The sequence below is a fragment of the Microlunatus parietis genome (assembly GCF_013407955.1).
GTDB classification, from domain to species: domain Bacteria; phylum Actinomycetota; class Actinomycetes; order Propionibacteriales; family Propionibacteriaceae; genus Microlunatus; species Microlunatus parietis.
The window spans coordinates 4,743,539-4,763,884 of the sequence record NZ_JACCBU010000001.1; the positions used below are offsets into that span (position 1 = coordinate 4,743,539).

The 20,346-nt window shown below is 69.9% G+C and carries 19 protein-coding genes; 9 read left to right on the forward strand and 10 right to left on the reverse strand.

Features of this window, described 5'->3' with window-relative positions:
- Window positions 1-176 precede the first annotated feature (176 nt).
- Window positions 177-2,063, forward strand: a complete 1,887-nt coding sequence (locus BKA15_RS22810; protein WP_179754661.1) for a glycoside hydrolase family 76 protein — start codon at window positions 177-179, stop codon at window positions 2,061-2,063.
- A gap of 23 nt (window positions 2,064-2,086) precedes the next feature.
- Here the strand turns inward: BKA15_RS22810 and BKA15_RS22815 are convergent, their stop codons facing one another.
- The 3 genes from BKA15_RS22815 to phoU all read right to left on the reverse strand — a co-directional run bounded on the left by BKA15_RS22815 (window position 2,087) and on the right by phoU (window position 6,158).
- Window positions 2,087-3,427 (reverse strand): copper amine oxidase, encoded by a 1,341-nt coding sequence (locus BKA15_RS22815; protein WP_179754663.1) that lies wholly within the window; start codon window positions 3,425-3,427, stop codon window positions 2,087-2,089.
- A gap of 112 nt (window positions 3,428-3,539) precedes the next feature.
- Window positions 3,540-5,126 carry a choice-of-anchor G family protein gene (locus BKA15_RS22820; RefSeq protein WP_312879212.1) on the reverse strand — a complete coding sequence of 529 codons (1,587 nt, stop codon included), beginning with the start codon at window positions 5,124-5,126 and terminating at the stop codon, window positions 3,540-3,542.
- Between the two features lie 366 nt (window positions 5,127-5,492).
- Complete coding sequence (phoU, locus tag BKA15_RS22825; RefSeq protein WP_179754667.1) at window positions 5,493-6,158, reverse strand: phosphate signaling complex protein PhoU; 666 nt, start codon at window positions 6,156-6,158, stop codon at window positions 5,493-5,495.
- Window positions 6,159-6,264: 106 nt separating this feature from the next.
- Between phoU and BKA15_RS22830 the strand changes: the two genes are divergently transcribed.
- The 3 genes from BKA15_RS22830 to BKA15_RS22840 all read left to right on the forward strand — a co-directional run bounded on the left by BKA15_RS22830 (window position 6,265) and on the right by BKA15_RS22840 (window position 9,972).
- Entirely contained in the window at window positions 6,265-7,683 is a 1,419-nt protein-coding gene (locus BKA15_RS22830) for a sensor histidine kinase (protein ID WP_312879213.1), read from the forward strand.
- On the forward strand, window positions 7,680-8,357 hold the full coding sequence (locus BKA15_RS22835) for a response regulator (protein WP_179754671.1): 678 nt from the start codon (window positions 7,680-7,682) through the stop codon (window positions 8,355-8,357). The genes BKA15_RS22830 and BKA15_RS22835 overlap by 4 nt, the downstream gene beginning before the upstream one ends.
- Window positions 8,358-8,625: 268 nt before the next feature.
- Complete coding sequence (locus BKA15_RS22840) at window positions 8,626-9,972, forward strand: threonine/serine exporter family protein (protein WP_179754673.1); 1,347 nt, start codon at window positions 8,626-8,628, stop codon at window positions 9,970-9,972.
- Window positions 9,973-9,987: 15 nt separating this feature from the next.
- Here the strand turns inward: BKA15_RS22840 and BKA15_RS22845 are convergent, their stop codons facing one another.
- Together BKA15_RS22845 and BKA15_RS22850 are read right to left on the reverse strand one after the other, a co-directional pair.
- On the reverse strand, window positions 9,988-10,767 hold the full coding sequence (locus BKA15_RS22845) for a DUF1206 domain-containing protein (RefSeq protein ID WP_179754675.1): 780 nt from the start codon (window positions 10,765-10,767) through the stop codon (window positions 9,988-9,990).
- A gap of 67 nt (window positions 10,768-10,834) precedes the next feature.
- A complete protein-coding gene (locus tag BKA15_RS22850; RefSeq protein WP_218871535.1) occupies window positions 10,835-11,671 on the reverse strand; it encodes a fumarylacetoacetate hydrolase family protein in 837 nt (278 codons plus the stop codon).
- Between the two features lie 101 nt (window positions 11,672-11,772).
- Between BKA15_RS22850 and BKA15_RS22855 the strand changes: the two genes are divergently transcribed.
- From BKA15_RS22855 to BKA15_RS22865, 3 genes are read left to right on the forward strand one after another with little or no spacing between them, the layout of a single operon-like run.
- Window positions 11,773-12,627 carry an SMP-30/gluconolactonase/LRE family protein gene (locus BKA15_RS22855; protein ID WP_179754679.1) on the forward strand — a complete coding sequence of 285 codons (855 nt, stop codon included), beginning with the start codon at window positions 11,773-11,775 and terminating at the stop codon, window positions 12,625-12,627.
- A gap of 3 nt (window positions 12,628-12,630) precedes the next feature.
- Window positions 12,631-13,074, forward strand: coding sequence for a hypothetical protein (locus BKA15_RS22860; RefSeq protein ID WP_179754681.1), 444 nt, complete (start codon window positions 12,631-12,633; stop codon window positions 13,072-13,074).
- A complete protein-coding gene (locus tag BKA15_RS22865) occupies window positions 13,058-13,474 on the forward strand; it encodes a hypothetical protein (protein ID WP_179754683.1) in 417 nt (138 codons plus the stop codon). Before BKA15_RS22860 ends, BKA15_RS22865 begins: the two co-directional genes overlap by 17 nt.
- Window positions 13,475-13,612: 138 nt before the next feature.
- On the opposite strand, the gene BKA15_RS22870 is transcribed toward BKA15_RS22865, so the two are convergent.
- The 4 genes from BKA15_RS22870 to BKA15_RS22885 are packed head-to-tail and all read right to left on the reverse strand — an operon-like array spanning window position 13,613 to window position 17,701.
- Window positions 13,613-14,272: a hypothetical protein gene (locus BKA15_RS22870; RefSeq protein ID WP_179754685.1), complete on the reverse strand. Its 660-nt coding sequence runs from the start codon at window positions 14,270-14,272 to the stop codon at window positions 13,613-13,615.
- Between the two features lie 8 nt (window positions 14,273-14,280).
- A complete protein-coding gene (locus BKA15_RS22875) occupies window positions 14,281-15,150 on the reverse strand; it encodes a transglutaminase family protein (RefSeq protein WP_218871536.1) in 870 nt (289 codons plus the stop codon).
- Window positions 15,147-16,112 carry an alpha-E domain-containing protein gene (locus tag BKA15_RS22880; protein ID WP_246322406.1) on the reverse strand — a complete coding sequence of 322 codons (966 nt, stop codon included), beginning with the start codon at window positions 16,110-16,112 and terminating at the stop codon, window positions 15,147-15,149. Before BKA15_RS22880 ends, BKA15_RS22875 begins: the two co-directional genes overlap by 4 nt.
- Window positions 16,113-16,138: 26 nt before the next feature.
- Window positions 16,139-17,701, reverse strand: coding sequence for a circularly permuted type 2 ATP-grasp protein (locus tag BKA15_RS22885; RefSeq protein ID WP_179754687.1), 1,563 nt, complete (start codon window positions 17,699-17,701; stop codon window positions 16,139-16,141).
- Between the two features lie 92 nt (window positions 17,702-17,793).
- Between BKA15_RS22885 and BKA15_RS22890 the strand changes: the two genes are divergently transcribed.
- Entirely contained in the window at window positions 17,794-18,759 is a 966-nt protein-coding gene (locus BKA15_RS22890) for a ribose-phosphate diphosphokinase (protein WP_179754689.1), read from the forward strand.
- 93 nt (window positions 18,760-18,852) lie between these two features.
- The gene (locus BKA15_RS22895; protein WP_179754691.1) at window positions 18,853-19,488 is read left to right on the forward strand and encodes a TetR/AcrR family transcriptional regulator; all 636 of its coding nucleotides are present in this window, start codon (window positions 18,853-18,855) and stop codon (window positions 19,486-19,488) included.
- Window positions 19,489-19,508: 20 nt separating this feature from the next.
- Here BKA15_RS22895 and BKA15_RS22900 read toward each other — a convergent pair whose 3' ends face one another.
- On the reverse strand, window positions 19,509-20,087 hold the full coding sequence (locus BKA15_RS22900; protein ID WP_179754698.1) for a hypothetical protein: 579 nt from the start codon (window positions 20,085-20,087) through the stop codon (window positions 19,509-19,511).
- Window positions 20,088-20,346: the final 259 nt, after the last annotated feature.

Consider the following 20,346-nt stretch of genomic DNA (forward strand, 5'->3'; position numbering starts at 1 on the left):
CCTCCACAGCCGCGACCGTTCCTCGCGTTCGCGACCGTTGCAACGGTCGCGGACACGAACAACGGTCGCGGCTGGCTTGTTCTTGGGCTGGTCGGTGTTCGGGACAGGGGTGGACGGCCCGGGTGGTCCTGGGTCAGGATGGTGAAAGTCCATCCGCTTGATTAAAGGACACAACGATGTTCCTGCTCCGTCGCCTGGGTGCCACCCTGCTCACCGTCGTCCTGATCACCGCGCTCACCGGGACCGGCCCGGCCAGCGCCAAGCCGCCGGGGATCGCTCCCGAAACGGCGCTGGCCAGGGCCCGGGTCGCTGCCGACGTGCTGATGAGTTCGTACGACCAGAAGAAGGCGTGGTTCCCCTCCAGTTGGTGGAACTCGGCCGTCGCACTGCAGACGGTCGGCGACTACATGCAGCGCACCGGTGACCGCCGTTACCTCGCGCAGTTGGACCACACGTTCGAGACGAACAAGGGGCCGTTCCCGGCCGGCGAGCTGTCCACCGACGAGATCTACGGCAACTTCACCAGCCGCGCCATCGACGACGCCGGCTGGTGGGCGCTGAACTGGATCCAGGCCTACGACCTGACCGGGCAGCCGAAGTACCTGGACATGGCGGTCACGATCGCCGAGTTCATGAACGACTTCTGGGACCCGAGCAGCTGCGGCGGCGGCATCTGGTGGAACGAGGAGCGGACGTACAAGAACGCGGTCACCAACGGCCAGTGGATCCGGCTCACCGCCGAACTGCACAACCGGATCCCGGGCGACACCGCGTGGCTCGACCGGGCCGAGGAGGCCTGGGCCTGGTATCTCGACAGCGGCATGATCAACTCCGACGGCCTGGTCAACGACGGCCTGAACGACGACTGCGAGAACAACCGGCAGACGGTGTGGACCTACAACCAGGGCCTGGCGATCGGCGCGGGCCTGGAGCTGTGGCGGGCGAACGGTGACGAAGCCGTCCTGGCCAAGGCGCGGGAGCTGGCCGACGCCGCGCTGGCTGACGGCGGGCTGCTGGTGGACGGGGTGCTCACCGAGTCCTGCGATGCGCTCGACCGGACCTGCGACGACAACGGCAAGCAGTTCAAGGGCATCTTCCTGCGCTACCTGATGGACCTCGCCGACACCACCGGAGCGAAGCGATATCGCGAGTTCGTCCGGACCCAGGCGACCACCATCTGGGAGCATGATCGCGACGTGGCCAACCGGCTCGGCTGCCGCTGGGCCGGCGGCACCAACGATGATCATCCGAACGCCTTCGACTGGCGGACCCAGGCCAGCGCACTGAGCGCCCTGATCGCCGCGGTGCCGGAGCAGGAGCCGGCCCGTTCCCTGTCCGCGACCCTCAGCCCGGCCCGGACGGCGATCCTGCCGGCCGCCGGCGAGCCGACCGAGGTGAAGCTCGAACTCGCTGTCCAGGCGACCGGGAAGCCGGGCCGGTCACTGGCCGGCGGAGTCGAGCTCGACGCACCCTCGGGGTGGACCGTCGAGCCGGAACGGACCCGGTTCCGGTTGATCACCGGCGGCGCCGCGGAGCCGGTGCAGCGCACCGTGCCCGTGACCGTCGAGATTCCGGCCGACACCGAGAGCGGGACCTACCTCGTGACCGCGTCGGCGACGGCAGCGGGGCTGGAGTTCACCGCCCAGGCCGAGATCGAGGTGGCGCACAAGATCGACTTCGACACCGGTACAGCAGCGGAGATCCCGTGGCTCTGGGATGCCGACGGTTCGGGCAACAACGGGCCGCAGCGCCGGTTCGCCGACGGCAACAGCTACTTCGTCTACCGGTTCCCGTTCCCGGCCGGTACGACGGCCGCGGAGGCGACGCTGACGATCGAGAACCAGTATCTGGTCGACCTGAGCTCGGACGGCGAGAACTGGACCACCGTGCTCCGTGAGGACGAACCGATCCGGGACGGGTCGAACAAAGCCGACCTGACCGTCGACCTGACGCCCTACCTGGCCGCCGACGGCGAGTCGCCGGTCTATCTCCGGGTCCGGGACTCCTTCCCGGAGGACGGCTGGGGCGGCCGGGTCTACCACGTGACCGCCACCTTCAGTTGATCAAGCTCAGCAGTTGATCAAGCTCAGCGGCCGCCGGGCTCGGGCCTTCCGTTGATCTTGGCCCGATCCTCCGGCAGGTCGGGCCGCTGGGCGGTGAGGTCGCGGGGCAGCAGCGTGAATCCCTGCCAGTGCAGGTCCATCGGGCTTTGATCTTCGTCCCGGACGACGTGGTGGAAGCCGACGGCGACCCAGGACACCAGGTCGTCCAGGGTCTGTTGATCACGCAGGTAGCCCATCACGCTGCGCTCGGGGCAGCTCCGGTTCTTGGTGGCGAACCGCTCGCACTCGACGTACTCGGTGAAGGCGATGTCGTAGGCCGGTTCCGGGGCGTCCGCGCCATGATCACGCGCCTCGTCGGTGAACCGGTAGGAGTCGGTGTCGCCGATCTCGATCTGGTACGAGATCGGGTGCCGGTCCTCGTTCAGTACGGCAGGGTTGACCACCCGCCACCAGCGCCGGTTCGCGATCTTGCGGGTGGTCTCCTTGGTGATCGGAGTCAGCCCGCCGGCCAGCTCGGGCGACTTCGGTCCCTGTTCGCCGGTGAAGTCGGCGTCGTACTGCTCGGCCCGCTGACCGCCGCGGCCGCCCAGGGCCCAGTGCAGCCGCCAGACCGCGTTGTGCGAATGGCTGGCGGCGTGATCATGCTCGCCCGGCCCGACGGCCCGGCCCTGCGCCGGATCGTCGGTGTAGTCCTCCGGGGACAGGTCGCCGGTCGCGCCGAGGGCCGGCCGGATCGAGCCGTCGGCGCCGAACTGGTAGCTGTTGACGTACTCGTACCAGCCGACCTTGGAGATCGTGCTCAGGTTCAGCGCGGTGCCGCGGGCGACGTCGACCTTGCCGCCGGACTGGGCCCGGTACGCGATCCCGGTGTCCACCTCCGCCTGGCACAGCACGCCCCGGTCCTCGCCGCCGCCGACCTTGCCGTCGCCGAAGTTCGGCACGTGCGTGGTCAGGATCTCGCCGGCGCACTCGGTGGGCGACAGCGTCTGCAGGTTCCGGCCGCCGAAGCCGTGGTCGGTGATGTCCTCGGTGGTCCGCTCGCCGGTGTCGTACGGCACCTCGAGTTGGCCGATCGCCAGCGAGGCCAGGACCATGATCGGCGCCCGGCCGACCGGCGTGAAGTGGATGTTCTCCAGCGTCAGGCCGGAGTACGGATCGATCCGCCAGCACATCGCCCAGGAGGAGCCGCTGGACAGGGCCGCGGCGATCGGCTGGTTCTGGGCGCAGTCCAAAGTGGTGGCGATCGGCTTCTCCGCCGGGCCGCCGCTGGCCCGGGTCACCGCGATCACCACAACGGCGGCGATCAGCCCGGTGATCATCGCCGAGATGATCAAGATCCGGCCGCGGCGTGGTCGTTGCTTCATGATCAAACTTCCCCGCTTCGTACGAAGGCGTCGGCCCTCCGGGAGATTCCCGGAGGGCCGACGGTCCTCATTCACAGATGGCCGGTCAGTGTGGCCCGGCTACCCGTCCGTCCTAGCTGCTCGCGCCACACCCTTCCGGCGTGAACCGGGTGGCCGAGTTTCCGAAGTTCACCCGCGCCCCGTCGGCCGAGCGGGCCAGACCGAGGCTCAGCGCGGAGAGGTCGAAGCTGTTCGTCACGTCCTCGCCGGCGGTGTTCTTGCAGGTGCCGATCTCCTGGCGGTTGACCTGCAGCGAGACGAATTCGTTCAGCACGTCGAACAGCGGCGACAGCATGTTGACGATCGTCGAGGTGAAACCGAACTTGATGTCGTTGATCGCCAACTCGAAGATGTGATCACCGGCGTCGCTGATGATCAGGTCGTAGACCGGGCCGACCACGGTGCCGAGCGTGCCGCCCAGCGTGTTGATCGTGGTGGTCAGCGTGTTGCCCGTGGTGCCGCCGATCAGGCCGGAGCTGTTGTCGACGACCTCGCCGACCTCACCGGAGGCGATGTCGGCCAGGCTGAACGTCCAGGTCACGTCCAGCTTGCCGCCGACCAGACCGTAGTCGTCGGTGAACTGCAGGGTGATCTCGACCGCGTCCAGCGAGTCCTCGATGGCTCCGACGATCAGGTTGGTCGCGTCGTGCATGATGTCGTGCACGCTCTCGGCGATCAGCGGGTAGATCTCGGAGGAGATCAGTTCCGCGTTCGGCTCCTGGGCGTTCAGCCCGCCCTTGCCGGCCAGCTGATCCAGGTGGATCTGCAGCTCGCCGGTGGAGAAGTCGATCGTGACGAGCTTGCTGTGCGAGGTGAGCGGCTGGTTCAGCACCCGCTGGAACAGCGTGTCATGCATGTTGCTGTCCACGGTCACCTTGGGCTCCGGGATGGCCGGAACGGCCGCCAGCAGCCCGGTCAGCGCCGCAACATCGAGCTTGTCGTTGATCAGGTCCTCGACGGTGGTGTCCACGGTGCCGGCGGCGCCGTAGATGCCGTTCGCCGCGTCGCTCACCAGCGGCGAACGGACCAGCAGGTCGGCCTGCGCGACGCGGTACTGGCCCGGCCCGCCGACGCCGTCGGGATCGAGGATCTTGCCGTCCTCGACGACGACCTCGGAGCCGAACGCGCCGAGCTTCAGTTCGAGCTGGTCGACGGCCAGATCGGTCAGGCCCTCGACATCGGCCGTTTCGGAGAGCGACAGCAGGTTGATCGTGGCGGCGCCGAAGGAGGCGTCGTCACCGGACAGGGTGACCGAGCCGCCCTCGGCGACCAGGCCGCTGACCGAGCGGGTGCTCGTCGGCGAGGTGGCCTCGCTGGAGCTGCCCAGGGCACCGATCGAGCCGAAGTCGATCAAGTCGTTCAGCGGGACGGACACGTCGCCCAGCTGGACGACCTGATCACCGAGCAGGTCGACGTTGAGCGCGTCGTTGTTGGGGCCGGGCGAGGTCTTCAGCCCGGCAGAGGTCGACGCGGCACCGAGGAGCTTCTCCTTCACGAGCGTCGACGCGAGCACGCTCGCGGACGCCTCCGAGGCCTCGTCCGGGTAGTTTTCGACAGCCGCCGAGGGGGAGAGCCCAACGGTGCCGATCAAGAGGGCCGTAGCCGAGGCAATGGCAAGCGGCCTGCCCCACGGCCTCCAAGACGACTTCAAGAAACTCACTCCTTATGGATCCGAGATGGTCGTATGCGTTCCCCGACCCCCGCAATTCCCCGAGCCCCCGAGTTTCTCCCTGCGGATGAAGATAGCGACATCGAGTTCGGTTGTCACCATTCGTATTCGGCCCGGTCGGGAACTCGTCTCCGGGGTCTCTCGTTGAAGCCCCGGCCGGGGATGTGCGGAGGCCCTGTCGGATCGTCTGGAGTGCCTTGCGTACAAGGAAATCAGGGCAGCGGCGGAGGCTCGAACGGATGGTAGGGCACCCGAGGAAAAGGGCCCCCGCGGAAATGCGCGATCACTAGCAGAACGAGTGGTGTCGTTCCACGCGAAAGTGGGTCATTGAGACGCAATGTCCAAAACGGACACGGTTTAGGACACAACCTGGTTCTCGTCGTCCGGATAACTGCCGGTGACGATGTAGATGACCCGCCGCGCCATCGACGACGCGTGGTCCGCGATGCGCTCGTAGTAGCGACCGAGCAGGGCCACATCGACGGCGGCCTCGACGCCGTACTCCCAGTCGTCGCTGAGCAGCACCCGGAACTGCGACTTGCGCAGGTCGTCCATCTCCTCGTCCCGCTCGCGCAGCTCGCGGGCCAGTTCGAGGTTGCGGTCGCTGAGCGTCTGGCCGGCGCTGACCACCATCTTCTCGGCGACGTCGCCCATCCGGACGAAGTTCGGCCGCAACCGGTCCGGCACCGCCGGGTCCGGGTAGCGCATCCGGGCGATCTTGGCGACGTGCACGGCGAGGTCGCCCATCCGCTCCAGCTCGTTGACCATCCGCAGGGTCGCCACGAGGGTACGGAGTTCGCCGGCGACCGGGGCCTGCCGGGCCAGCAGCGAGAAGGTGCGGTTCTCGATGTCGTGCTGCCGGTTGTCGAGGTCGTCGTCGCGGGTGATCACCTGCTCGGCCTGGTGGATGTCGGACTCCAGCAGTGCCGTGGTCGCCGCCCGCACCGCCTCGGCGACGAGTTGGGACATCTCCACCAGGTCGTTCAGGATCTCGTCCAGCTGTTCCCGGTACGAGTCACGCATGCCGAATCCACCTCGTCTCGCCGTGCGGCCCACCTGGCCGCCTCGCATCGGCCCAACCCTATGCCAGGGCGCTGAAGCGCCGGAAAAGGCCATTCGTGAACGCCGGGTGAACATCGCTGGAACGCTCGGCGAGGCGGTCGCCGACTGCTGGGCAGGTGGTGAGGTGACCGCCAGCTTTCCCTTTAGTATCGGCAGTGTGAACCCGATCGGCGCCACGCTCATCGCCCTCGTCGTCGGGATCATCATCGGCGGCTTCGCCGTCTGGATCTGGTCCCGGCGCAAGCCCTTCGACGACTCCGAACTGCGTTACACCGCCCCTGCCGTGCCCGACGGGGTGTCCGCCGTGCTGGCCGTCCTGCGCTCCTCCGCGATCGTGGTCGGGCCGCACGACGAGGTGTTGCAGGCGAGCACGCCGGCGCACAACCTCGGCCTGGTCCGCGGCTCCCGGGTGGTCAACAAGGAACTGCTCGGACTGGTCCGCGAGGTACGGCAGTCCGGCGAGCCGACGGCCGCGGACCTGCAGATCGAGCACGGCCGCGGCATCGCGGCGACCTACCTTTCGGCCCGGGTGGCTCCGCTGGACCCCGAGCTGATCCTGGTGCTGGCCGAGGACCAGACCACGTCCCGGCGGATCGAGGCGACCCGGCGTGACTTCGTCGCCAACGTCAGCCACGAACTGAAGACCCCGATCGGCGCGGTGTCCCTGCTGGCCGAGGCGATCGAGGACGGCGCGGACGACCCGGTCGCGGTCCGCCGGTTCGCCAGCCGGCTCAGTCTCGAGTCGGCTCGGCTGATCGACCTGACCGCCCAGATCATCGACCTGTCCCGGCTGCAGGCCGACGACCCGCTGTCGCAACCGGAAGAGGTCGACGTCGACGAGGTGCTCGCCGACGCCGTCGACCGGTGCCGGGTCGACGCCGAGAACCACCAGGTCGAGCTGACCGTCGCCGGCGAACGGAACTGCCGGGTGCTCGGCAGCGCCCGCCAGCTCGGCGTCGCGATCAGCAACCTGGTCGAGAACGCGGTGATCTACTCCGACCCGGGGGCCCGCGTCGTGGTCGCCGCGCACCGGGTCGCCGCCACCGACGACGACTACATCGAGATCACCGTCTCCGACAACGGGATCGGCATCCCGCCGAGCGACCTGGAGCGGATCTTCGAACGGTTCTACCGGGTCGACTATGCACGCAGCCGGGCCGACGGCGGCACCGGCCTCGGCCTGGCGATCGTGAAGCACATCGCGGCCAGCCATCGCGGCGACGTCGGGGTGTGGAGCCAGATCGGTCAGGGCTCGACGTTCACCATCAAGATTCCGGCCCATCTGAAGCCGGGTACTGCGGTTGATCAAGGGTTGCCGGATCTCCCGGCGACCCGGGACCCGGCGATGCTCCCCGATCGAAGGGCGCACCAGTCCAGGTCCACCTCGACTCCGACCGGCCGCCTACCGGTGGCGGCGGAGTCGTCACCCATCATCCGGCCGGGCACGACCCGCCGGCCTGAGCAGCAGGAGACAGAACGACGATGACCCGCGTATTGGTGGTCGAGGACGAGCAGACATACCGCGAGACGCTCGCGTACATGCTGCGTCGGGAAGGTTTCGAGGTGGTCGAGGCCGCCGACGGGACCGAAGGCCTCGCCGAGTACGACCGTGTCGGCGCCGACATCGTGTTGTTGGATTTGATGATGCCGGGGTTGCCGGGCACCGAGGTGTGCCGGCAGCTGCGGACCCGCGGCCCGGTGCCGGTGATCATGGTCACCGCCCGGGATTCCGAAGTGGACAAGGTGGTCGGGCTCGAACTGGGTGCCGACGACTATGTCACCAAACCGTTCAGCCACCGGGAGCTGGTGGCCCGGATCAGGGCCGTGCTGCGACGCGGCCAGGACGTCGAGCTGGTGCCGGACGTCGTCGAGGCCGGCGCGGTCCGGATGGACGTCGAGCGGCACGAGGTGTCGGTCAACGGGGAACGGGTCAAGCTGGCCCTGAAGGAGTTCGAACTGCTGGAGATGCTGCTCCGCAACGCCGGCCGGGTGATGACCCGGGGCCAGTTGATCGACCGGATCTGGGGCGCCGACTACGTCGGTGACACCAAGACCCTGGACGTGCACGTGAAGCGGCTCCGGACCAAGATCGAATCCGATCCGGCGAACCCGAAGTACTTGATCACGGTACGGGGCCTCGGCTACAAGTTCGAGGGCTGATCAACTCCGTGCCTGAGTCATCCTCCATCGTGCCCTGAGCCTGTCGAAGGGCCTAGTGTCGTGCGTCCCTAGTTCCTTAACAGTTGGCGACGCCCAGGCACGCACCTCGCGGCGTTCTCCTCAGTCGATATATGACCCGATATGTCTTCCTCGTCGGCCTGGCGATGCACGCACCCGGACGCCGCCAGACGCCACGCTTGGGGCGCAGCACGGCACCGGTCTGCGACACTCGGACGATGATCGTGATCACGAACGATCGGTGACCCCGATGTCGTTAGCCCGGGCCGACCAGCCGGACGAGGACCGTACCGCCGAGACGATCAAGGCGCTCGACCTCGCGCTTCGGGTCGGTGAGGCCCTGCTCGCCAACGGGGCCGGTGCCGCCGACGTGGCAGCGACGATGGACTCGATCCTGCGCCACCTGGGACTGGCCGGCGCGGACGTCGACGTCACGTTCACCGCGCTGGTCGTGGCGCACCAGGAGTCGCCGGACGAACCGACCCTGGTCCGCCGGCGCAACGTCGCCCAACGCGACGTCGACTATGAGGACCTGACCCGGGTGGACCACCTGGTGAAGGCGTTGCTGCTGGACCGGATCGACCGCGACCGGGCCCGCGACGAACTGGCCCAGATCACCTCCTCGGGCCATCAGCGGCCCCGCTGGGCGGTCACCGTCGGCTGGGGGGTGCTCGCCCTGGGCATCGCCATGCTGCTCGGCGGCGGACCGCTGGTGATGATCATCGCGCTGGTCACCTCGATCGCCGTGGAGCGGCTGCAGCGGTTGATGACGGTCGGCCGGCTGCCGTCGTTCTACCAGCAGATGGCCGGCGGACTGCTGGCCACGCTGCTCGCGGTCGGGCTCGCCGCGACGCCGTTACCGCTGGACCCGTCGGTCGTGGTCAGTGCCAACATCACCGTGCTGCTGGCCGGGCTCGGCCTGATCGGCGCCGCCCAGGACGCCCTGACCGGGTTCTACATCACCGCGAACGCCCGGCTGCTCGAGGTGATGCTGTCGACAGCCGGGATCATCGTCGGGGTCAGCGGCGGGATCACCGTCGGCCGGCTGATCGGGGTCGATCTCACGCTGGTGCCGGGGGCCGCCGGGCTGGCCGAGGCTCCCTGGGTGCTCAGCGGTGCGGCGATCTGTGCGATGGCGTTCGGGTATGTGGCGTACACCCCGCTCCGGGCACTGCTGCCGATCGGCCTCATCGCCGGCGCGGGCGAGGTGATCTATTCGGTCCTCCTCGCGGTCGGGCTGGGCCGGCCCTGGGCGGCCGCGGTCGCCGCCGTCGGCATCGGCGTCGTCGCGTACGGGGTCGCCGGCCGGGTCCGGGTGCCGCCGCTGGCGATCGTGGTTTGCGGGATCACCCCGTTCCTGCCCGGCCTGTCGATCTACCGGGCGTTGACCCTGTTCACGGCCGGCGACTCCGGCGGCGTGGTCGACCTGGTCACCGCCGGCGCCGTCGCGATCGCCCTGGCCTCCGGCGTGATCCTCGGCGAGTACATCGCCCAGCCGGTCCGCCGCGAGGCCCGCAAGCTGGAACGGCGGCTGTCCGGCCCGCGGCTGGTCGGGCCGCTGCGGATCCGTACCCTGAAGCGGGACCAGAAGCGCTGACCGGGTGCCGGTCCGTCAGCGCTGCACGCGCGGACGGCGGGCCCAGCCGAAGCAGAACAGCCCGAACGCGATCAGGCCGACGGCCACCGCGGCGAGCAGTACCGGTCCGAAGGCCTGGCCGCGGAGAGCCTGCAGCGCGTCGTCCAGTCCGCCGGCCTTCGCCGGGTCGTAGCTGATCCCCGCCCAGCCGGCCAGGACGCCGACCAGCACCAGCGCGATCCCCTTGGCGGGGAACCCGATCCGGCCGAGCGTCACGGTCAGCCGCCCGGCGCCGGACAGGTCGTCGACGAAGGACTTGCGCAGGCCCTTGACGACCTGCGCGCCGCCGATCCAGATCACGACCGCACCGACCGCCATGAGCAGGGTCGGCCCGAGCGGCAGGGCGAGCAGGCGGGCGCTCGCGGTCTCCTCCCCGCGACTGCCGCCGGCACCCGCACCGAGCACGATCCGGACCGCGCTGACGCCGAGCCAGAGATAGACCACCGCCTGGCCGACCGCGGTCACCCGGCGGAACGTCCGCCGCGGCTCGTCGTGCCACCGGTAGCCGACCGCGGCGTCGATCAGCCGCCACGGCACCAGGGCGAACAACCCGATCGCGGCGACCCAGAGTCCGATCCGGCCGAACGGCTGCGTCGCCAGCTCGGCCAGCGCGCCCTGCTGCGAAGCCTCACTGCGGCCGCCGAAGCTCAGCCGGACGGCCAGCGCGCCGAGCACCAGATGCATCAGCCCGTAACCGGCCAGGCCGACCTTGATCAAGATCCGGTACGCCCGCCCGGCCGCTCCCGGAACGCCCATGGCCACACCTCCGAACCCACCCTCCGAGGATTCGACGGTACCTCCCGGCCGGCGCCGGCGGGGCCGATCAGCCGCGGCGGATCGGGTTGCTCAGTTCGCCGACGCCCGGGATCGTGATGGTGACCCGGTCGCCGTCGGCCAGCGTGAACGGCAGTTCGGGCACCAGCGACGTGCCGGTGGACAGCCAGACGCCGTCCGGGAAGTCGAGTTCCCGGCGCAGCCAGCCGACAAGATCATCGAACCGGCGGTGCAGCTGCGCGGTGCTGGTGCTGCCGCTCCAGACCTGTTCGCCGTCGCGGGTGATCATCAATGCCAGCTCCAGCGCGTACGGGTCGTCGACCTGCCAGACCGGCGTCACGCCCGCGCCGAGCCCGCAGGAGCCGTTGTAGATCTTGGCCTGCGGCAGATAGAGCGGGTTCTCGCCCTCGATCGAACGCGAGCTGAGATCGTTGCAGACGCCGTAGCCGATGATCTCTCCGCCGCTGTTGATCAACAACGCCAGCTCCGGTTCCGGGACGTCGATCTCGGAGTCGGCCCGGACCCGCAGCTCGCCGCCGTCGCCGACCACGCGCCAGGCAACGGACTTGAGGAAGATCTCCGGCCGGTCCGCGTCATAGACCTGTTCGTAGACGGTTGCCGACGTCTCGCTCTCGGCCATCCGGGCCGTCTGGGAGATCTTGTACGTGACGCCGGCGGCCCACACCTCGGTCCGCCCGTCGACCGGCGGCAGCACCGTCACCCGGTCCAGCGGCAGCTCCGGCCCGGTCGGCTGCTCGACCGCCTCCCGGAACTCGGCCAGCGGCAGGCGGGCCAGCGAAGCAAGATCATCTCCGATCCGCCGGACCACATCGCCGGTGCGGACACCGACCGCGATCGTGCCGTCGAGTGCGTACCGGATGATCATGATCAACCTCCAGGCTGGGTGAGGTCTCGATCCTGTCACACCTCCACGGCCGGGGCCGGTGCCGGTCCCGGGATGCGGGGCGTCACTGACAGAGTTGGGTCATGCACGCAGAGCAGCTGACCGATCCGATCGTCGACCACGGCGAGGGACCGGTCTTCTCGGACCGTTGGGCGGGACCGCGCTGGGTGGACCTGCTGGCCGGCGACATCCTCGAGCTCGACCCCGACTCCGGGCCCCGGCGGCATCACGTCGGCACGGTCGCGGCGATGATCCGGCCGCGCCTCGGCGGCGGTCACGTGATCGCCGGCGAACGCGGCCTGCTGCTGGCCGACGACGACGCGCTGGACGCGCCGGTGCGAGTGCTGCCGGAGGTGTGGGACAGCACCGAGGTCCGGATGAACGAGGGCGGCTGCGACCCGGCCGGCAATCTCTATCTCGGCTCGATGGCCTACGACGGGCGAGACGGCGGCGGCAACCTCTATCGCTTCGGGCCCGACCTGGCCCCGACGGTCGCGGTGCCGGCGGTGACGATCTCCAACGGCCTGGACTGGAGCCCGGACGAGACGCTCGCGTACTACGTGGACACCCGGACCGGCCGCATCGACGTCTTCGATTGGGACGCCGAGGGCGGGCTGCGGAACCGCCGGCCGTTCGTCGAGATCGACGGCGAGGGCGGGCCGGACGGGCTGACCGTCGACGCCGAGGGCGGTGTCTGGGTGGCGCTGTACGGCGGCTGGGCGGTCCGTCGGTACACGCCGCAGGGCCGGCTGGACGCGGTGATCGAGGTGCCGGCCCGGCAGGTGACCGCGGTGACGTTCGCCGGGCCGGACCTGGACCAGTTGATCATCACGACGTCGCGCCACGGCCTCTCGGACGACGACGCCGGGCCGGCCGGGTCACTGTTCGGGGTCAGACCCGGCATCCGGGGCAGGCCGGTCCGAGAGTTCGCCGGGTAGACCGTGTCTCCACTGCGGGAAGACACGATCGGCCTGGCCCGATCGCAGGTGCCGGGGGCGGCAGCGCTGCTGGCCGCCGGGATCGGCGTGCTCTTCTACCACCTCGGCTCGGACCGGCTGGACTTCGCGGCCCACTACGTGGCCGGGCTCGGCGGCACGATGCTGCTGCTGTCGCTGGTGGCGCTCCTGCCGCCGGTGCTGCCGCGGGCCTGGTCCGCGCTGGCCGTGACGGCGCTGTCCTGCGGCATCGGCGCCGGCTGCGAGGCGTTGATCTTCGTCGAGGGCGGCTTCGATCTGGTCGACGTCTCGAACCAGAGCCTCGGTGCGGTGACCGCGGGATTGATCTTCGTCAGCTGGCCGGTCGACGGCGCGACGGCGCTGGCGGTCTGGGTCCTGCTGGCACTGGCCTTCCTGGCCGGAGGAGCCTGGCTTGTCGGGTTCTGGTAAGCCGGCCGTGTGGGCGATGATCATGATCGCGGTGCTGTTCTGGGTGGCCGGGATCATGATCACGCTGTCCCGGACGATCATTCCGTACGGCATCGAGGCGGAGACCGTGATCACCGTCCGGGTCCGGCCGGAGCACCAGCCCGGGCGGGACGATCTGACTCAGATCCTCACCGACCGGCGCACCCTGCGGGTCGACCCGAACGCGGCCGCCTGCGTCAAGGCCGGCGACCGGGTGACCAAGGCCGCCTGGTCCATGATCGTCACCGGCCCCGACGGCACCACCTGCACGCTCGCCTGGCCCCGGCAGCTGCGAACCGTCGCCCTGGTCCCACTGCTGGTCGCCGCCGGCGCCTTCGGCCCGCTGCTGCTGGTCCGCCGGCTGCTCCGCCGATCGCCATGAGCTCGAGGCTCACCAGCCCCAAGCGCCCCACCTCACCAGGTTTCTTGTCGCTTTACCCGAGAAGCTTCTGTGGTATTGCGCCAGTTTTTCACGGAACGTGAAAAACCGACGGGCTCAGTGGTGAAGGGCCGGACTCCGTCAGCGACCGGCGAGGCCCCGGTCGATCACGGCTCGGAGGCCTGACCAGTCCGGGCGGTAGTCGGGCTCCAGCTCGCTGCGCCAGCGGGCGTAGAGGTCGACGGTGCGCTCGACGACGTTCGGTCGCGGCGTGACGCCGAGGTCGTCGAGATCGAGCCCGGCGATCTCGTCGGCCAGGGCGTCCCGTGCGGAGCCGGACCGGTGGATCGTGGTTCCTTGATCACGGTCCCGGAGCAGCATGGCCTGGACCAGGCAGTGCCGGACCAGTTCGAGCGTCAGGTGCAGGCCGATCAGGCGATCGCCGCGGCCGAGCTTCGCCGCTGCCTGCGCGACGAGCGCCCGGATGTGGTTGTCGGGGGCACGGTCGGGCAGCCGGACCCGGCCACCACCGGTGATCACCAGGTCGACGCGGCGGCCGTCGGTGATCACCGCACGGAGCACCTGCCGGTCCGCCGACGCCTCCTCGGTGACCGACCAGATCTCCAGCCCGGCCAGGAGATCGACGGGTTCCGCGGACCGGGGCAGGTCGACGTGCAGGTCGAGATCGCTCCAGCCGTCCAGCTGTTCCGGCTGCAATACGGATCCGGCCGCAGCGCTGTCGGCGCCGGCGGGCAGTCTCATGATCAACTCGCGGGCCAGGCCGGCCTGCCACGGGTCCATCGGGATGATCAGAAGAGCCGGGCGATCTGGACCGTGACCTCCAGCGTGCTGCCGGCGCTACCGGAGTAGAGGCCCTTGAACGGCGTCACGTCGCCGTACTCGCGGCCGTGGCCGACGATCACGTGCCGTTCGCCGGCCGGGATCGCGTTGGTCGGGTCGAAGGCGGTCCAGTCGCCGTCCCACCACTCCACCCAGGCGTGACTCTGGCCGGTCACGGTCTCGCCGACCTCGGCGTCGGCCTTCGGATGCAGGTAGCCGGAGACGTACCGGGCCGGGATGCCGGCCAGGCGGAGCAGCATGATCGTCAGATGCGCGATGTCCTGACAGACGCCCTTGCGTTCGGACCAGACGTCACCGATCCGGGAGTGCACGCCGGTGACCCCGGGCACGTAGTCGATCTTGTCGTGGACGAACTCGCTGGCCGCCCGGGCCGCCTCGCCCGGCGTCGCGCCGCGAACCACCTCGGCGGCCAGCTCACGGAGCTCGGCGTCCGGCTCGGTCCGGCTGGTCTGGATCAGCCACTCGGCGTACCCGTCCCTGATCTTGGGATCCTTGAGCCCGTCCCAGCCGGCCGGCTCGCCGCTGCGGCCGGAACCGGTCCGGGTGTCGACCAGGCTGGAGGCGACCACCCGCAGCTCGCGGTGCGGCGCGCTGGTGTCGAACGCGTGCACGATGGTGCCCCAGTAGTCCCGATAGCGGTACGAGGTCGAGGCCGGCCGCACCACGATCCGGTTGTCGGCCGCGATCTGATGATCATTGCTGACCGGCGTCATCCGTACCTCGTTGTACGACGCGGATACCTCGGCGTCGTAGCTGAAGCTCGTCTCGTGCCGAATCCGGTAGCGCCGGGCCAGCACCGATTCGGTCTTGTTGATCATGCTTCCCCCTGGGCCCAGGCCATCGCGTGCGACGCCTCGAAGAACGTCCGGCTGACCGCCTCGCTCACCTCCGAGCAGGTCCGCTCGAGATCGACCAGCACGGTGGTCAGGTCGCCCAACAGGTCCTCCGGGCTGCGGAACTCCAGCTGGGTCCGGGCCCGGCCGAGCCGGCGCCGGGCCAGATCGGGAACGCCGGCCCGGGCCCGGCCGGGGGTGAGTTCGTTGAGGCAGGCCTCGGCCGCGGACAGCGCGAAGAACACCGACCGCGGGAACAGCCGGTCCAGCAGCAGGAACTCCACCGCGGCCGCCTCGTCCAGGTCGCCCCGGTAGGTGCGCAGGAACGCCTCGTACGCGCCGCAGGACCGCAGCAGCGCCGACCAGGACGGCCGGCCTCGTCCCGGCGCCCCGGGAACGGCCCGGGTGAGCAGCAGCCGCGCCGTCATGTCGGCCCGCTCCAGGCTGCGGCCGAGGGTGAGGAACCGCCACGCGGTGTCCCGGCTGATCGCCAGGTCGACCACCCCGGCCAGCGTCGCGGTCTGCTCCCGGATCCAGGTGAAGTAGACGTGCGGGCCGAGCCGTTCGGCCATCCGGCGGGCCTCCGGCAACCCGAGCCAGGTGCTGTTCAGCGCCGACCAGAACTCCGAGGACAGGATCTCCCGGGCACCGCGGGCGTTCTCCCGGGCGGCCATCAGGGAGCCCCGGATGGCGGTCGGTTCGGCGCTGTAGGCGAGCCGGTCCAGCACCACCGTCGTACTCACCGCGACGTCGTCCGGCGGCCGGATTCCCATGATCGACAACAGCGACCGGCAGGCCGTGTCCTCCTCGACCCACGGGTCCTCCAGCACCAGCTGCAGGTGGACGTCGAGGATCCGCGCCGTTGCGTCGGCGCGTTCGAGGTTGCGGCCGATCCAGAAGACCGACTCCGCGATCCGGCGGAGCAGGCCGCCCCGGTTCGGGTCCATGGAGGCTCCCCACGTCGTCGTCATGATCACTGCTGCTGTCGGGCGGCGGCGGACTCCAGGGCCGGGCCGGGATCCTGCGGCCGGCTCGGTTCGGCGAGCGGCGGTTCGTCCGGTACGCCGAGCGCACCGCCCGGCCCGCCGGCATCGGCCGGTTGATCACGCGCCGCGAGCACCCAGGTGTCCTTGGAACCGCCGCCCCGGCTGGAGTTCACCACCAGCGCGCCGTCGCCCAGCGCCACCCGGGTCAGCCCGCCCGGCAGCACCCAGACCTGATCACCGTCGTTCACCGCGAACGGGCGAAGATCGACATGCCGCGGCCGGAACCCGGCGTCGACGAACGTCGGCACCGTCGACATCGACACCACCGGCTGCGCGATCCAGGCCCGCGGGTCGGCGATGATCTTGGTCCGCAGCTCGGCCAGGGTCGGCTCGTCGGCCTGCGGGCCGATCACCAGGCCCTTGCCGCCGGAGCCGTCGACCGGCTTCAGCACGAGTTGATCAAGCCGACCCAGCACGTCCTCGAGGACGTCCGGATCACCCAACCGGTACGTGTCCACGTTGGGCAGCAGCGGTTCCTCGGCGAGGTAGTAGCGGACCAGGTCCGGGACGTAGGTGTAGATCAACTTGTCGTCCGCGACGCCGTTGCCGAGCGCGTTCGCGATCACCACGTGACCGGCCCGGGCCGCGTTCACCAGGCCGGGGCAGCCGAGCATCGAGTCCGGCCGGAACTGCACCGGGTCGATGAACTCGTCGTCGATCCGGCGGTAGATCACGTGCACCGGCCGGTCGCCGGACGTGGTCGGCATGAAGACCCGGTTGCCGGCGCAGATCAGGTCGCGTCCCTCGACCAGCTCGACGCCCATCAGCCGGGCCAGCAGGGCGTGCTCGAAGTAGGCGGCGTTGTGCACGCCGGGGGTGAGCACGACGACGGTCGGGTCGGCCACGCCGACCGGCGCCGCGGCGCGCAGGGCGGCCAGCAGCTGGTTGGCGTACCCGGCGACCGGGCGGACCCGGGAGGTGCCGAACGCCTCCGGCAGTACCTGGGTCAGCGCGTGCCGGTTTTCGATCACGTAGCTGACCCCGGACGGCACCCGGACGTTGTCCTCCAGCACCCGGAACCGGCCGTCGACGTCGCGCACGAGGTCGATCCCGGACACCTGGATCCGAACCCCGTTGGGCGGCTCGATGCCGTACGTCTCGCGGTGGAAGTGCCGTGACGTGACGACCACCTCGCGCGGCACCACGCCGTCCTTGATCGCGTGGCCGGGGCCGTACACGTCGGCCAGGAAGGCCTCCAGGGCCCGGACCCGCTGCTGCACGCCGCGTTCGATCAGATCCCACTCGTCGGCGTCCAGCACCCGGGGCACGATGTCGACCGGGAACGGCCGCTCCTGGCCGTCATAGGCGAACGTGACGCCCTGCTTCATGAACGTCCGGGCCAGGGCGTCGACCCGCGGCCGCAGTTCCTCGGTGCCGAGCGGCCGCAGCGCATTGAGTACGGGCTCGTACGAGCGACGGGTCTCGTCGGACGCGCTGAACGCCTCGTCCCAACTCACCCCCGTCGGGTAGCCGTCGAAGAGGTCCGCCATGCCCGGACTCTAAACCGGATTCGTTACGCGTGGATTGCGATGGCGCTGACCGGCGTTTCGCTCCGGCCGAAGGCAACGGATACGGTGGTGCCGTGACTGGCGACATCACCGTCTTCTCGGGTTCCGCCCACCCCGCGTTCGCCAAGGAGATGTGCCAGATCCTCGGCATCCCGCTCTCTCCGTCGCGGACCACCCGGTTCAGCAACGACTGCCTGCAGGTGCAGTTGCGGGCGAACTGCCGGCAGCGCGACGTCTACCTGGTGCAGCCGCTGGTCGAGCCGGTCCAGGAGCACCTGATGGAGCTGCTGCTGATGCTGGACGCCGCCCGCGGCGCCTCGGCGGCCCACATCACCGCGATCATCCCGCACTACAGCTACGCCCGGTCGGACAAGAAGGACGCGCCCCGGATCTCGATCGGCGGCCGGCTGGTCGCCGACATGCTGGCCACGGCCGGCGCCGGGCGGGTGCTCACGATGGCCCTGCACGCGCCCCAGGTGCACGGCTTCTTCTCCGTACCCGTTGATCATCTGAGCGCGACCGCCGAGTTGGCCGAACACTTCACCGCGCGCGATCTGACCGAGTCGATCGTGGTCTCGCCCGACCTCGGCAACGCCAAGGTGGCCACCGACTTCGCCCGGATCCTCGGCCTCGAGGTGGTCGCCGGCTCGAAGAAGCGGATCGCCGACGACAAGGTGATCATCGAACGGATCGTCGGCGACCTGCACGGCAAGAAGCACGCGATCGTGCTGGACGACGAGATCGCCACCGCGGGGTCGATCGTCGAGTTGCTGTCCATGCTGCGGGCCGAGGGCATCGAACGGTTCTCGCTGGCCTGCACGCACGGCCTGTTCACCGGCCCGGCCATCGACCGGCTGCGGGCCGAGGCCGACGTCGAGGAGATCCTGATCACCAACACGGTGCCGCTGCCGGTGGAGAAGCGGCTGCCGCAGATGGAGACCCGGTCGGTCGCACCACTGTTCGCCGAGGCGGTCCGCCGGATCCACTGCGGCGAGTCCGTGAGCAGCCTGTTCAGCGACGAGGTCACCTACGGGGCCTGACCTTCGGCGGCACCGGCGGAGGCCGGCCGGTCCGGGGCTACACTCACGTCCAGCCCCCTGGTACGGGGAGCCTGGCTGACCGGGAGACCCACCGTGACCGAGGTGTCCGAGCGCAGCGACGACCGGGCCTCACCTCCTCAGACGGCCAAGTTCGCCGAGCGGCGGGCGGAGCTCGCCACCGCAACCTTGCAGACGCTGGCCGAGCTCGGCTACGCCCGCACCAGCCTGCGCGAGATCGCGCAGAACTCGCCCTTCTCGCACGGTGTGCTGCACTACTACTTCAGCGACAAGGTCGACCTGATCACCCAGGCCGTCCGGCAGTACGAGGAGGTCTGCGTCACCCGCTACGACGAGCTGGTGGCCGCCGCCACCGCCGCCGACGGGCTGGAGCACGACTTCGCGGCGGCCATGGCCGCGACGCTGAGCAGCGACGCCCCGATGCACCGGCTCTGGTACGACCTGCGCAACCAGAGCCTGTTCGAGCCCTCGTTCCGGGCCGACGTGATCGACATCGACGCGCGCCGGGAGGCGATGATCTGGCGCGTCGTCAGCAGGTACGGCGAACTGGCCGGCACCGACCCGGTGCTGCCCCCGGCGGCCGCGTACGCGGTGCTGGACGGGCTGTTCCAACAGGCGTTGCTGCGGCACCTCGCCGGTGACGCCGAGGCCGCCCGGGCGCTGCGGGATGCCGCGGTCGAGGCGCTGCGGCTGCTGGTCCCGCGCGGCTGACCCGGCTACCCGAGGCTGGGTCAGTTGGACGCTGTCGGGGACGGCGAGGCGGACGGCGACGGGGAGATCGTCGCGAACTGCGGATCGTCGGCGGTGACCACGGGAACGCGCAGCGTCACCTCGCCGGCCGTCGCGAAAGTGAGCGTGAGCTCGGCCTCCAGCCCGGCCCGCAGGTCGTCGCCGGTGACCTCGATCAGCCGCTCGCTGGTCAGCACGGTCAGCGTGCCGGCTTCGACGGTGACCGGAGCCGGCAGGGTCGCGGCGAGCGGCGTGCCGGCCGATCCGTCGGCGCGGTAGGCCCGCCCGGTGATCCGCTGCAGGACGTCGTCCCTGGTGGCGGTGAGGCTGGCCGAGACGAACCCCTGGCCGGGCTCCTTGCTGACGATCAGCAGATTGCGGACGCCCACCGGCTCGCTCCGGGGGCCGACGTTGGCATTGATCCCCTCGCCCGGCGTGTACGGCCGGTTGGTCTGCACGTCGAAGCCGCAACCTGCGGCCAGGCTGAGTGCCGCCGCAAGGATCATCGCTGCTCCGGCCCGGGCGAGGCGGCGGGGACGGGTCGCGGAGGACAGCGACGCGAAGGGCACCGACGAGGGCACGATTCACTCCTGGCAGGTCAACGGATCGGTCGGCTTAGCCTAGCGGTCCATCACGCGGAGGTCTCGACGGGCGTCCTTCTTCGGCGGTACGATCCTCATCCGCGGTCGGCGGGGCCGCTTTGCAGAACCGGCCTGGAGGTGTCGACAAGCGGTGACGGGACGCACAGTTCGAGTTCTTTGTCAAGCTGTGGACAGTGCACGTTATTGGCCTCTGGCTAGCGAAAACATCTCCCGGGGAGGCCCCGTCTCCGTGGTAAAC